Genomic DNA, 13219 nt, shown 5'->3' with positions numbered 1-13219 from the left:
GCTCCTTATGACTTGGTCGGGTTATACCAGATCGCCGAGGTATAGGCGCGTTCCTGCTGCTTGACCCGCACGTCCGGGGTTAGCTTCAGCTTGAAGCGAACCGCATCATAGGCTGGCCAGCTTGGCGTCGGGATCTCCATCACGCGCACGTAATAGAACGCGCGCACGGCGGGATCGAATTCCGGATCGGTCCAGACAGTGGCCAGGGTCGGCGCGCCGATGGTGTTCTTGTAGGTCGCCGTGGCCACATCAACCGTATCGCCCACCGCCGGCACCTTGCCGCCCACGGGCTTGCGCTTGCCCGGATCGCTCCAGACCACATCAAAAACCTTTTCCTGGGCCTTGCCAGACTTGTCGACCCAGCCCTTGACCACCTGAACACGGTCAAGGTTGGCACCGATCGGATCCTTCAGCGCCGATACGATGAAGCTGGGCGCGCCGTTTTTGCCGCCGGACAGTTCCCCGCCCATCGGCACGCCGCGCTTGTAGCCGGCCTGGACCCAGTTGCCCTTCAGGTCATCGGCCTTGAAGTCCCAGCCGCCGAAGAACCGCACGGTCATGCGCGGGCCGGTGCTGGCATAGACTTCGCGCCGCTCCATCGCATCGAAGATCGCGGCGCGGGTGTTGGCCTTGGCCCAGACCGCGGCATAGCCGCTGGCCAGGTAGTGCCAACCGAATCGGCCCTTGCGAGTGCCCAGGTTCTGCGGTTGCATGACGCGGTTGGGGTTGGGTTCGTTACCGGTGTGCTTGCCGAAGAATTGATCCTCATCGGCAGTTGAAAGCGCGGTGTGGCTGTCGGTCGAGCCGATCACCCCGAACTTGTAGGGGTTCACGCCCATCTGCGCTTCGAGCAGCAGCCCGCGCTTCAGCGCCTCACGGACATACTCACCTGCAAACATGTTGGGCGTCTTGGGCTGGTTGCCTAGCAGGTTGCTCAGTTCCCAACCAGCCACGCCAAAGCCGGCGAATTCGTCGTTGGGAGACAGGAACGGATGCGCTTCGCTGTCGCCCTTGATCTGGGTGATTTCGACCACTGGTTCGAGCTTCGCGCGGCGCTTGGCATAGGCTGCCGTCATCGGCCCGCCGCCGGGCTGGGTTAGCTCGAACATCAGGCCGTTGGAGAGGTTCGAGTTGTGCGGGATTGCGAGGACCCGCCCGCCGGTCGCCTTCTCATAGGCTTCCATGTAGTTCCAGATCTCGTCCGGCGTGGCCTTGTAGGTCGGGTCGATCGGCGCGACTGTACCAACCTTGTCGGCGCCATCGCGGAAGATCACGTTGCGGTGCAGGTTATTGCCGCCTTGCATCAGGGTATATTCAAATCCGTGGAAGGCTGTGAACTTGCCCGGCTCGTTGTAGTCCTCGACCGTCTCCATGTTGGACTTCCAGACCGACTTGGTCCGTTCGGCCGCATCGCCGGCATTGAGCATGGCCTTAGGCAGATCGTTCCGCCCGCGCGCGTCCAGGATCTCTGCCATTGCGCGCTGTGAGCCTTGGGGCCCTTCGTGCATCATGTCGTACCACCGGCGCATCGTGGGATCGGTGATCAACATGCGCGGCGCATCATAGAGCGCTTTGGTGGCGCCGAGACCTTCGGCGTGATCGGTCACGACCAGAAAGTCGAGCGGACGAGGCAGCTTGGCCTTGAGGCCGGTGGTCGAGGTGACTTCTTCACCGCGGGCAAAGCGCAGGGCGTCTTCGGGCGAAAGGCGGACACCGAAGCCGAAGGCGTCGACCGAGTTGGCGGTATGCAGGTGGGTATCGCCCCACAGCACCTTTTCCGGATAATCGGCTTCCTTGACCTCGACGGTCTTGCCACCGACTGCATTCTTGACCTGATCGCAACCTGCAATCAGCCCGCTTGTCCCCAGCAGCAATGCTGCCAGCATAACCTTGCGCCGCATATTCCCCTCCGCATGGCATTTCAGTTTTGCTTTGCAATTCACCATGCCACGCAAATGCAGAGCGTCAATCCCGAGTTGTTGCGGAATTGGTGATCAGCGGACCGCGATCGCCAGGACTTCGATGACATCGGGGCGGCCGGAAAAATCCAGCATCTCGCCGGCCTCGGCGCCCATCATCGCGCGGGCCAGCGGGGCGGACCATGAAATCAGGTCCCCGGCGGGATCGGCTTCATCATCGCCAACAATTCCCAGGGTCCGTTCCTTGCCATTGAGCCGAAAGGTTACGTGCACGCCAAACTCGACTGTCTCGCCCGTCGGGATTGGCATCAGTTCGGCAGTGATTTGCCGGGTGTGCCAGTAACGCAGGCTGCGCTTGGCCGCCATCAGTTGCGGATCATCCGCCGCCAGTCCCGCCAGCGCGGCCACTTCGGCTTCCAGCGCTTCGACCTGCTGCGCGATCAGCGCCAGGCCGCGCTCCGTCACCCGGTTCGGTCCGGGCGGGATCGGCAGTTCGAATTTCGGCTCCAGGTGTTCCTCGTCGCCGTCGCGCCGGAAGGCAACGCTCATGCTGGCCCCCGTCTCACGCGACAAGTGCTTCGAGGGCTTCGCTCGCCTCCAGCCAGGCTACCTCCGCCGCTGCGATCCGCGCTTCCAGTTCGGCCCGGTGCTTCATCAGCTCGGTCATGGTCAGCTTGGCGAGGTGGGCCTGGGCGCTTTTGGGATCGAACATTGCCTGATCGACCGCCTTCAGCTGGGCAGTCATTTGGGCCAGCTCAGCCTCGGCCGCATTCGCGCGTTTGCGCATCGCCTGGCCTTTTTCACGGGTTTCGGCAGCGGCCTTGCGCTGGTCCTTCTTGTTGATCTTGCGGTTGTCGTTGTCATGCTCGCCGCCGCCGCGGGACTGGGCGGGATCCTTGGCGAGGACAAAGGCGATGTAATCGTCGATCGAGCCGTCGAATTCCCGCGCCGTGCCGCCATCGACCAGAACGAGCCGGTCCGCCGTGGTTTCCAGCATGTGCCGGTCATGGCTGACGATCACCACAGCGCCCGAATAGGCATTGAGCGCCTGGATCAGCGCCTCACGGGTATCGACGTCGAGGTGGTTGGTCGGCTCGTCGAGGATCAGCATATGCGGCGCCTCGCGCGTGATCAGCGCCAGGGCAAGGCGCGCGCGCTCACCGCCTGACAATTTGCCGACTTCGGTCGTGGCCTTGGGGCCGGAGAAGCCGAAGCGCCCCAACTGGGCCCGCACTGCTGCAGGGCTAGCGCCTTTCATCAACACGGTCATGTGCTGCAGCGGCGTTTCGGAGCGATCAAGCTCCTCGACTTGGTACTGGGTGAAATAGCCTACGCGCATCTTGCCGCTGGCTGTCATCGACCCATCCAGCGGGGCAAGCTGAGCGCAAAGCAGGCGTGCCAAGGTGGTCTTGCCGTTGCCGTTGCGACCCAGCAGCGCAATCCGGTCGTCCGGATCGATCCGCAGGTTGAGCCGCTGGAGCACCGGCACATCGCCGTAGCCGACCGATGCGAGATCAAGCGTGATCAACGGCGGGCGCAATTCTTCCGGATCGGGAAAATCGAACTGCAGCGAGGGATCGTCGATCATCTCGGCGATCGGCTGCAGCTTGGCCAGCGCCTTGGCGCGCGACTGCGCCTGCTTGGCCGTGCTGGCCCGCGCCGAATTGCGGGCAACATAATCGCGTAGCCTGTCGCGCAAGGCTTCCTGCTTTTCCCGCGCCGAGGCGAGCTGGGCCTGACGCTCAGCACGCTGGCGTTCGAACGCGTCATAGCCGCCCGGATAGAGCGTCAGCTTGCCGGCGGAGAGGTGCAGGATGTGATCGACCACGTTATTGAGGAAGTCCCGCTCGTGGCTGACCAGCAGGATGGTGGCCGGGTAAGACCGCAGGAAATCCTCCAGCCACAGCACGGCTTCAAGGTCGAGGTGGTTCGAAGGCTCGTCAAGCAGCAGCAGGTCAGGCTGCGAGAACAGCAGCGCGGCCAGGGCCACACGCATCCGCCAGCCGCCAGAGAAGCTCTCCAGCGGGCGGTGCTGCGCCGCTTCGTCAAACCCCAGACCGACCAGGATCCGGGCCGCGCGGCTTGGCGCCGAATGCGCTTCGATCGTGATCAGCCGCTCGTGGATTTCGGCCAGGCGGTGCGCGTCGTGGCAGGTCTCGCTTTCCAGCATTAGCGCGGCGCGCTCAGTATCGGCGGCCAGAACCGTCTCAAATGGCGTCGCATCGCCGCCGGGCGCTTCCTGCGCGATATAGCCCAGCCTGCTGCCGCGCGGCATGGTCACTTCGCCGGTATCGGCTTCCAGCATCCCCGCGATTACCCGGACCAGCGTGGACTTACCCGCGCCATTGCGCCCGATCAGCCCGATGCGCCCGCGCGGCGGCAACTTGGCCGTCGCATCATCAATAATCGTGCGTCCGCCAAGGCGGACCGTGATCCCGGTCAGGTTAAGCATGGCGCGCGCCTAGCAGGAGCGGACGATAATCGAAAGCCGCGTGTCACGATACGGGAGCAGAGCGGCTTTGAAGGGGGGTGGTGGACGCACTAGGGCTCGAACCTAGGACCCGCTGATTAAGAGTCAGCTGCTCTACCAACTGAGCTATGCGTCCACACGGGCGGTACTCCGCGAGGTCCCGAATCGTCGGGAGCGCCCCCTATAGCGGCTGTTTCGCCGGTGAAAAGGGGGCAAGTCGGGTTTTTCTAGCTGGCAATGCCACTCCCGCGCCGGCTCCAGCGATCAACAGCCATGATCGTGCCCAGGCAGATCATGTTGGTCATCATTGAAGAGCCGCCATGGCTCATGAACGGCAGCGGGATGCCGACCACGGGAGCAAGCCCGACGACCATCAGCAGGTTGATCGCCACATAGAAAAACACCGTGCAGGTCATCCCCGCTGCCAGCAAGCGCGAGAAGCGGTCCGGCGCGTTCTGGGCGACGCGCCAGCCCCAGCGCAGGATCAGCATGAAGATGAACAATACGAACAGCGCACCCAGCAGGCCCCATTCCTCGCCCATGGTGGCAAAGATGAAGTCGGTGTGGGCCTCGGGCAGGTATTCGAGATGGCTTTGCGAGCCATTGCCGAAGCCCTTGCCGAACAAGCCGCCGGAGCCGATCGCGATCTTGGACTGCGAGATGTGGTAGCCGGAGCCGAGTGGATCGCCTTCGGGATCGAGGAACACCAGCACGCGCTTGCGCTGGTAGTCGTGGAGCAGGGTAAAGAATGCAACCGGCGCGGCGACGAGGGCGGCAGCACCGGCACCCAGGAACCAGCGCAGCGGCAAGCCCGCCAGAAACATGACGGCAACCGCACCGAAGGTAATTGCCAGGCCCGTGCCAAGGTCGGGCTGAAGCATGACCAGTCCGGCCGGCACGGCGAGTAGTCCGGCGGCAGGGATCAGCGAGCGCCAGTTCTGCGTCATTGCGGGAGGCAAGGCGTCATAGAACCGGGCATAGGCAAGAACGATAGCCGGCTTCATCATTTCTGATGGCTGCAGCTGCATGAAGCCCAGGTTGAGCCAGCGCTGGCTGCCCCCGCCGACCGCTCCGATCAGATCGACCAGCATCAGCAGGAAAACCAGTGCGCCATAGGCTGGATAGGCGGCCAATTTGAACAGCGATTGCGGCAGGCGGGCAATGACCATCGCCATGGCCAGGAAGACCAGGAACCGGATCAGGTGCTGGAGCGCCCATGGCTGCATGCTCCCACCCGCCGCCGAATAGAGCACGGCCGAACCGAAGGACGTAAGCACCGCCAGTGGCAGGATGATGCCCCAGGGTTGGCGCGCAATGGCCGCCGGGATCACGCCGGCCCTCATTGCGGCGCATCCGGCTGAGCTGGCGTGGTGGCCGCTGCGGCGGGGGCTGCATCGGCACCATCTTCGGGCCGGGGTGCTGCTGCCTCAGTCTGCTCAGGTTGCGGCTTGGTGCCGGCTGCTTCCGCGGCGGCGTCAGCCGTTGCCACCGGATTGTCCTCGGCCGGTTTGGGGGCACTGGTGCCATAGCGCGCTTCGTAGCTGCTGTAGCGGGCGGCCATGCGCTGCTGCGGGGTGCCGCCCCAGCCAGCTTCCATCTCGATCAGCACCTGCATGGCCTTGGCCGGATCGAACAGGAAGGTCATCACATCGCGCGCGATCGGATAAGCGGCGGAAGAGCCACCACCATGCTCGATCACCACGGCGCACGCATAGCGCGGGTTGTCGAACGGGGCGAACGATATGAAGTGGCCGTGATCGCGATACTTCCACGGGCCGGACTTGCCGTTGGAAATGTGCAGGCCAACGACCTGAGCCGTCCCGGTCTTGCCGGAGATCTGGATATCGGGAAAGGGCAGGCGCGCCCGGCCGGCGGTGCCAGGACCGTTGACGACGTCCCACATCGCCTTGTGGACATAGTCCAGGTGCTCCTGGCTGAAGCCCATGCTTGGCGTGGCGGGCGCCTTGGGATCGAGCAGCAGACGCGGCTGCAGCTGCTTGCCACTGGCAATCCGCGCCGCCATCACTGCCTGCTGCAGGGGGTTCACCAGCATGTAGCCTTGGCCGATGGTGGCATTGACCGTATCGAACACGGCCCACGGCTTGCCGTACTTGCGCTGTTTCCAGGCGGCATCCGGGACCGTGCCATAGGACTGACCGACCACCGGCAGGTCGAACTTCTGACCCATACCTAGGCGGCGGGCCATGGCAGCGATCGGATCCATCCCGATCCGCTGGGCGAAGTGATAAAAGTAGACGTCGCAGGACTGATAGATGCCCTTGGCCATGTTGACCGTGCCGTGACCGCGCCGGTTCCAGCAGCCGAATACCCGGTTGCCAACGCGCAGGCCGCCACCGCAGAACACGCTCTCGTCGGGGTCCAGGCCGGCCTCGAGGAAGGAAAGGGCGACCATCGGTTTGACGGTTGATCCCGGCGGATAGAGCCCGCGCAGCACCTTGTTGCGCAGCGGGACGTGATCGTCTTCCGACAGCATCTTCCACTCGATCCGGCCGATCCCGTCGGAAAAGCTGTTGGGATCGTAACTGGGCATTGAGGCCATCGCCAGGATATCGCCGGTGTGGCAATCCATCACCACGACCGCGCCAGATTCGACCCCCAGCCGCCGCGCGGCATAATCCTGCAGCGGGGCATTGATCGTCAGGCGCAAGGGTTGCCCGGGAACATCCTCACGCATTTCGAGATCGCGCACGACCTTGCCGGCGGCGGTAACTTCAACCCGCCGCGCGCCGGGGATTCCGCGCAGTTCCTTTTCGAACCGCTTCTCAAGGCCGTCCTTGCCGATCTTGAAACCCGGCGTAACGAGCAGCGGGTTACGCTCTTTCTCGTAATCCTCGGCCGAAGCGGCGCCGACATAGCCGATCAGGTGGCCAACCGAGGGGCCCGTTGGGTACCAGCGCGAGAAGCTGCGCTGCGCCAATACTCCCGGTAGGTCCGGCAAGCGGACGGAGATTGCGGCAAAGCTGTCCCAGTCCAGGCCTGCCGCGACTTCGACGGGCTGGAACCCGCGCGCCTTGTCGAGCTTGTCTTTGAGATCCTTGATCCGCACGTCGCTGAGCTTGAGCAGGCGGCCAAGCTCGGCCAGCGTGCGATCTGGATCGATCAGCCTGTCGGGCACCAGATCAACGCGAAAATCCGCGCGATTGGCGGCAATGGGTGCACCGTTGCGGTCAAGAATGGCGCCGCGCCGGGGCGAGATCAGCGTCAGGTTGACGCGGTTACTTTCCGAGGCGAGCGTGTATTTCTCGTTTTGGGCAAGGCTGATCCAGGCCACGCGCCCGGCCAGCAGCAGGCCAACCGCTGCCTGCAGCCCGCCGATCACCAGCGAGCGGCGGTCGTAGGCGTTCTTAAGCGTGCCCGAACTGACATGGGGCGTCAGACCGCCGATCATCAAACCTCCCGCACCGGGATCAGCCGCAACCTGTCAACGAGGCCAACCAACTGCGCCGTGATCGGATAGGCCAGGATCGACAGCGCGATCTGCGGCAACATGGCCAGCAGCAGGTCAGGCTGGCGGTGGACCCCGGCAAACCAGGCCGCAACCAGCAAATAGCTGGCAATCACCGCCGAAGCGACTAGCCAGTTCTGGACAAAGCCGCGCCAGGGAAAGCGCGTCTCGACATAGTCCATCCCGATCGTGGCCAGCGACCACAGCAGGATCGCCGAGCCCATCGGCTGACCGCTGAACAAATCATCCACCAGCCCAAGCGGCAGCCCAGCCCAGACAGGCAACAGCCCAGGCCGCAGGTGCAGCCAACCGAGTAGGAACAGGAACCCCACCGGCGGCATGACCGGTGCCGACGAGATGATTGGCCAGGTCGGGCTGAGGCTGCCAAGCATGACCAGCACCCAAGGAAGCGCGATCGCCAGTGGGGGTGAGGGGGCGCGGTTGATCCGCGGCCGGCCCAGATCCTTCAATTGTTCCGGGATCGGAACCGGCATCACTTTGCTCCGGCGGCAGGCGGAGCCGTCAGTCGCTGGGCGGCAGTGCCTTCTTCCCACAAGGGCTGGACCTGGACGAATTCGGTGGTGCCAGGATCGCTCAGGGCACGGGCGATCGCGCCGTCGCGGGTTAGCCTGGTCACCACTGCAATCGCCGTATTCGGCCAGTAAAGCCCACCCGACCCGGAGGTCACGAAAGCATCGCCGACCTTGAGCGGATTGGTGCCAAGGTTGATCAGCCGCAGTTGCAGCGTCCCGTCGCCGCGGCCAGCAGCAAAGGCCGGGATACCGTCGCTGGCGCGGCGAACCGGCACCAGGCTTTCAGTATCGGTTATCAGCAGGATCCGTGCGGTGCGGTCGCCCGTTTCAAGCACCCGGCCAACAAGCCCCAGCGGCGAGCGCACCGGCATGCCCACTGACACGCCCTGATCGCGCCCCGCACCCAGCAGCGCAAAGCGCCGGGTGCTGGTGGAGGTCGATCCGATCAGGCGGGCCATTGCGATCGGTTTGGGTTCGCTCTCACGCAGCTTCAGCAACGCTTTGAGCCGCGCATTCTCGTTCTTTACTGCTTCGGCTTCGGCCAGCTTGACGCGGGCTTCGGCCAATTCCTGTTCATTGCGGGCAACTCGAACGCCATAGGTGAAATATCCCGTCAGCGCAGACCAGACTGACTGGCTCTCGCTGCGACTGGCAGCAGCCGCAGTTGCGGCAGGCGCGACAACATCGCTCGCACCGCTGCGTAGCGATGCAAAGGCACCGGCATTGCTGGTTGAGAACAGCAGCACGGCGACGCCCGTGATCACGCCCGCAAAGGCGATCACATAAGCCAGAAATGTCGAGTACTGCGCCCTGCGGGAACTGCCGGGGCGCCGGTTCGACGACGGCGCCATGCGGTGCCTTCTCCCCTGTTTAGGCCGTCATCAACACGCCGCGGTAGATCGGATCTTCCATCGCCCGACCGGTGCCCAGCGCCACACAGGACAGCGGATCCTCTGCGATCGAGACGGGCAGGCCGGTTTCTTCGCGCAGGTAATCGTCCAGCCCCTGGATCAGCGCGCCGCCGCCAGTGAGGACAATGCCCTGATCGACGATGTCGGCGGCCAGTTCCGGTGCGGTGTTTTCCAGCGCGATGCGCACGCCTTCGATGATTGCACCGATCGGTTCAGACAGCGCTTCGGCGATGTTGGCCTGGGTAATGGTAATTTCCTTGGGCACGCCATTCACCAGGTCGCGACCCTTGATCTGGATTGATTCGCCGATGCCGTCGAGCGGCACGGTCGCCACGCCATAGTCCTTCTTGATCCGCTCAGCCGTCGCTTCACCGATCAGCAGGTTGTGGTGACGACGCACATAAGAGACGATGGCTTCGTCCATCTTGTCCCCGCCGACCCGGACCGAGGTGGTATAGGCGAGACCGCGGAGCGAGAGCACGGCGACTTCGGTCGTGCCGCCGCCAATATCGACGACCATCGAGCCGACCGGTTCGGTCACCGGCATGTCGGCGCCGATCGCTGCGGCCATCGGCTCGAGTATCAGGTAGACCTGGCTGGCCCCGGCGTTGCTGGCCGCATCGCGGATTGCGCGGCGTTCGACCGAGGTCGAGCCCGAAGGCACGCAAATCACGATTTCCGGCGGCGAAAACATTGAAGTGCGCTTGCCGTTCACCTTGCGGATGAAGTGCTTGATCATTTCTTCGGCAATTTCGATGTCGGCAATCACGCCATCCCGCAGCGGACGGATCGCTTCGATGCTATCCGGGGTTTTGCCCATCATCATCTTGGCATCATCGCCCACGGCCTTGACGCGCTTGATGCCGTTGATCGTTTCGATCGCCACCACCGACGGCTCGTTCAGCACGACGCCGCGATCCTGCACATAGACCAGGGTATTCGCTGTCCCGAGGTCGATCGCCATGTTCTGCGAACCAAATTTGAAGAATCGGGACAGGAAATTGGCCATTGGCAAATCCATAATGTTTACGGCCACTTACTGCAAAGACTGCAGAAGTCAAAAGCCGGTAGGTTGGCGTGAATCGCGGCTCATTACCGCAAGGGGCGAACAAAGGCCAAAAATTTGTCCGAAACATGGGGATTGCGTTCGTTCTTCCGTCTCGAATTCGGTGCACTTCATCGCTAGGGTCGGGAACCAATGCCGATGATCCGCCGCCTTCCCGAGACACTGGTCAACCGCATCGCTGCTGGCGAAGTGGTGGAGCGGCCGGCCGCGGCACTCAAAGAGCTGGTTGAGAACGCGATTGATGCCGGATCGACCAGCATTGCGGTGCGCCTTGGTGAGGGCGGTCTGGGCCTGATCGAGGTAACCGACGACGGTTGCGGCATGACCAGCGCAGAAATGGCTCTCGCGCTCGAGCGCCATGCCACCTCCAAACTGCCCGATGATGCGATCGAACTGGTCGCCACACTCGGTTTCCGGGGCGAGGCGCTGCCGTCGATCGCCAGCGTTGCGCGGCTGACCATGGAAAGCCGGGTGCGGGGCGCGGACAGCGGGTGGCAAGTGGCGATCGATCACGGCCAGCAGGTCGGCGAAGGACCCGCCGCCTTACCGCCAGGCACGCGTATCCGGGTCGAAGACCTGTTCGGCAAGGTCCCGGCGCGGCGCAAGTTCCTGCGCTCGCCGCGGAGCGAATACGCCGCCTGCCTTGATGTGGTGCGGCGCCTCGCCATGGCGCGGCCCGAGGTAGGCTTCACGCTGGAGCACGATGGCCGCCGCGTGCTGGCGGTGCAGGGTGGGCAAAGCCTGGCCGCCCGGGTTGCGCAGCTGGTTGCCCGCGAGCTCGCCGATGACGGCGTGGTGATTGACCTGGCGCGCGGCCCCGTGAAGTTGACCGGGGTGGCCGGCCTGCCGACATTCAATCGCGGCGTTGCCGATCACCAGTACCTGTTCGTCAATGGCCGCCCGGTTAAAGACCGCTTGCTGGTTGGCGCGGTGCGGGGGGCCTATGCCGACATGCTGGCGCGCGATCGCCATGCCGTGCTGGCGCTGTTCCTCGATCTGCCGCCCGAAGAGGTCGACGTTAACGTCCATCCGGCCAAGACCGAGGTCCGTTTCCGCGATCCCGCCTTCGTGCGCGGCTTCATCGTTTCCGGTCTGCGCCATGCTCTTGATGCAGCAGGGCAGCGCTCGGCTCAGGCACCGGCGGCGCCGGCCATGGCCAACTGGCAGGCCGAGCCGATCACCCGCGAGGCCGCGCCTGCGCTGGGATCGCTGTTCGCCGGCAGACCGGAACCTTACGCCGTGCGCGATGCCGGGCAGGTGTGGCGCGGCTATGAAGCATCGGTCCTCGCACCGGCGGCCCGCGCCGAAGTGGCCCAAGCCGCACCGGAACCGGCCGCATCGCACCCGCTCGGGGTTGCTCGCGGCCAGGTCGCCAACACTTACATCGTCGCCGAGGCTGAGGACGGGCTGGTGATAGTTGACCAGCACGCCGCGCACGAGCGGCTCGTGCTTGAACGTCTGAAAGCCGCCGGAGCGCAGGGGGCTATGGCGGCATCGCAGGCGCTGCTGATCCCCGAAGTGGTCGAGCTGGACGAACCGGATTGCGATCGCCTGACCGAGGCCGCCTCGCAGCTGGCCGACCATGGTCTCGCGCTGGAACGCTTTGGTCCGGACGCAATGCTGATCCGCGCTGTCCCCGCCGCTCTCGCGGGCGGTAATGTGCAAGCCCTGGTCCGCGACATTGCCGATGACCTGGCGCAAAACGGCGCAGCGCTGCTGCTGGGCGAACGGCTCGATCACGTCCTGGCGACAATGGCCTGCCACGGTTCGGTTCGCGCCGGCCGTACGCTGTCGGTGGCGGAAATGAACGCCCTGCTGCGCGAAATGGAACGCACGCCCCGTTCCGGCCAGTGCAACCATGGGCGGCCGACCTGGGTCAAGCTGGCGCTTGAAGATGTCGAGAAATTGTTCGGGCGGCGCTAGGCTGCCAGGCTTTCGCGATTGGGGGATCTGCATGGCAAGGCCGGTTCGGAAATTTGTCGATGGTCAGCATGGCCAGATCCACCTGCGGATCGCAACGCCGGCCGCGCCAAGCAAGCGCCCGCTGGCCTGCTTGCACATGAGCCCGAAGTCAGGCCGGATCTTCGCCCGGTTTATCGAAGCGGCTGCGGATGACCGGATCGTGCTGGCACACGACTATCCGGGCTTCGGCGAGTCCGATCCGCCGCCGAGTTCGCCGCCGGTAACCATAGAGGACTATGCGCAAAGCCTGTGGGATGTGGTCGATGCGCTGGGGCTTGGGGTGATCGATCTGCTGGGCTATCATACCGGGTCAGAAGTGGCGGCGGAGGCGGCGCGGCAGCGGCCGGACCAGGTCGGCGCGATCGTGATGATCTCGGCGCCGGTCTTCTCACCCGAAGAACTCAAGCTGATGCACGAAACCTATGAGCACATTCCGCTCGATGTCGAAGGCACCAGGTTCCGGATAATGTGGGAAAAGGTGGTCCATCATCGCGGTCCGGGCACCGATCTGGAAGCGATGGCGATGTCCTTTGCCGAGAACCTGCGGGCCGGCGAAAACTATGAATGGGGGCACCGGGCGGCCTTTGAGTACGCCCCAAAGTATCCGGCAGTCGTCGGCGCGCTGTCGCACCGGATCACCGTGTTGATGCCGGGCGATGAACTGGCTGAATTCACGCCCCGCATTGCGCCCTATCTCGCCAACGGGGAAATCATCGCCCATCCCGAATGGGGGCACGGTTTTCTGGATGCGCATACAGAAGCTGCTGTCACGGCGGTGAAGGCTGCACTGGGCTGAGGTTGATTGTTTTCCTACATCGGCGCTGCCTGCTACCTTCGCATCGGCTCTTTCAGATCGTTGTTTTCGTTGCGTTTCGTGGCGCGCGCTCGTTCA

At 64.2% G+C, this 13219-nt stretch carries 10 protein-coding genes and 1 tRNA gene; 2 read left to right on the top strand and 9 right to left on the bottom strand.

Translation table 11 applies throughout. The features are described from left to right. Positions 1-5: 5 nt before the first annotated feature. From FRF71_RS13965 to FRF71_RS13925, 9 genes are all read right to left on the bottom strand, one after another. Complete coding sequence (locus FRF71_RS13965; protein ID WP_147091228.1) at positions 6-1901, bottom strand: DUF3604 domain-containing protein; 1896 nt, start codon at positions 1899-1901, stop codon at positions 6-8. A gap of 93 nt (positions 1902-1994) precedes the next feature. After that, positions 1995-2468 carry a GreA/GreB family elongation factor gene (locus tag FRF71_RS13960; protein WP_147091227.1) on the bottom strand — a complete coding sequence of 158 codons (474 nt, stop codon included), beginning with the start codon at positions 2466-2468 and terminating at the stop codon, positions 1995-1997. Positions 2469-2481: 13 nt separating this feature from the next. Further along, positions 2482-4371 (bottom strand): ABC-F family ATP-binding cassette domain-containing protein, encoded by a 1890-nt coding sequence (locus tag FRF71_RS13955; protein ID WP_147091226.1) that lies wholly within the window; start codon positions 4369-4371, stop codon positions 2482-2484. Between the two features lie 78 nt (positions 4372-4449). Continuing rightward, positions 4450-4525: transfer RNA gene (locus FRF71_RS13950), tRNA-Lys, on the bottom strand. 91 nt (positions 4526-4616) lie between these two features. Then, positions 4617-5732, bottom strand: a complete 1116-nt coding sequence (gene rodA / locus FRF71_RS13945; protein WP_147091225.1) for a rod shape-determining protein RodA — start codon at positions 5730-5732, stop codon at positions 4617-4619. Then, positions 5729-7798, bottom strand: coding sequence for a penicillin-binding protein 2 (mrdA, locus tag FRF71_RS13940; protein WP_147091224.1), 2070 nt, complete (start codon positions 7796-7798; stop codon positions 5729-5731). The genes rodA and mrdA overlap by 4 nt, the downstream gene beginning before the upstream one ends. Beyond that, the gene (locus FRF71_RS13935) at positions 7798-8349 is read right to left on the bottom strand and encodes a rod shape-determining protein MreD (protein WP_147091223.1); all 552 of its coding nucleotides are present in this window, start codon (positions 8347-8349) and stop codon (positions 7798-7800) included. The genes mrdA and FRF71_RS13935 overlap by 1 nt, the downstream gene beginning before the upstream one ends. Then, positions 8349-9239: a rod shape-determining protein MreC gene (locus tag FRF71_RS13930; RefSeq protein WP_147091222.1), complete on the bottom strand. Its 891-nt coding sequence runs from the start codon at positions 9237-9239 to the stop codon at positions 8349-8351. Before FRF71_RS13930 ends, FRF71_RS13935 begins: the two co-directional genes overlap by 1 nt. Positions 9240-9258: 19 nt before the next feature. Further along, positions 9259-10308 (bottom strand): rod shape-determining protein, encoded by a 1050-nt coding sequence (locus tag FRF71_RS13925; protein WP_147091221.1) that lies wholly within the window; start codon positions 10306-10308, stop codon positions 9259-9261. 189 nt (positions 10309-10497) lie between these two features. Between FRF71_RS13925 and mutL the strand changes: the two genes are divergently transcribed. After that, complete coding sequence (mutL, locus tag FRF71_RS13920; protein WP_147091220.1) at positions 10498-12288, top strand: DNA mismatch repair endonuclease MutL; 1791 nt, start codon at positions 10498-10500, stop codon at positions 12286-12288. Positions 12289-12319: 31 nt separating this feature from the next. Continuing rightward, a complete protein-coding gene (locus FRF71_RS13915; protein WP_161597982.1) occupies positions 12320-13123 on the top strand; it encodes an alpha/beta fold hydrolase in 804 nt (267 codons plus the stop codon). The last annotated feature ends 96 nt before the right edge of the window (positions 13124-13219 follow it).

This window comes from Novosphingobium ginsenosidimutans (assembly GCF_007954425.1).
Lineage (GTDB): Bacteria > Pseudomonadota > Alphaproteobacteria > Sphingomonadales > Sphingomonadaceae > Novosphingobium > Novosphingobium ginsenosidimutans.
Note: the sequence above shows the minus strand (reverse complement) of the source record. Positions and strands in the feature narration are given on the sequence as shown.

Bases quoted from the DNA above. Each gene is read 5' to 3' on its own strand.
- FRF71_RS13960 (WP_147091227.1), bottom strand. From the start codon at position 2,468: ATGAGCGTTGCCTTCCGGCGCGACGGCGACGAGGAACACCTGGAGCCG.
- FRF71_RS13915 (WP_161597982.1), top strand. From the start codon at position 12,320: ATGGCAAGGCCGGTTCGGAAATTTGTCGATGGTCAGCATGGCCAGATC.
- FRF71_RS13930 (WP_147091222.1), bottom strand. From the start codon at position 9,239: ATGGCGCCGTCGTCGAACCGGCGCCCCGGCAGTTCCCGCAGGGCGCAG.
- FRF71_RS13965 (WP_147091228.1), bottom strand. From the start codon at position 1,901: ATGCGGCGCAAGGTTATGCTGGCAGCATTGCTGCTGGGGACAAGCGGG.
- FRF71_RS13925 (WP_147091221.1), bottom strand. From the start codon at position 10,308: ATGGCCAATTTCCTGTCCCGATTCTTCAAATTTGGTTCGCAGAACATG.
- FRF71_RS13955 (WP_147091226.1), bottom strand. From the start codon at position 4,371: ATGCTTAACCTGACCGGGATCACGGTCCGCCTTGGCGGACGCACGATT.
- FRF71_RS13935 (WP_147091223.1), bottom strand. From the start codon at position 8,349: ATGCCGGTTCCGATCCCGGAACAATTGAAGGATCTGGGCCGGCCGCGG.
- mutL (WP_147091220.1), top strand. From the start codon at position 10,498: ATGCCGATGATCCGCCGCCTTCCCGAGACACTGGTCAACCGCATCGCT.
- mrdA (WP_147091224.1), bottom strand. From the start codon at position 7,798: ATGATCGGCGGTCTGACGCCCCATGTCAGTTCGGGCACGCTTAAGAAC.
- rodA (WP_147091225.1), bottom strand. From the start codon at position 5,732: ATGAGGGCCGGCGTGATCCCGGCGGCCATTGCGCGCCAACCCTGGGGC.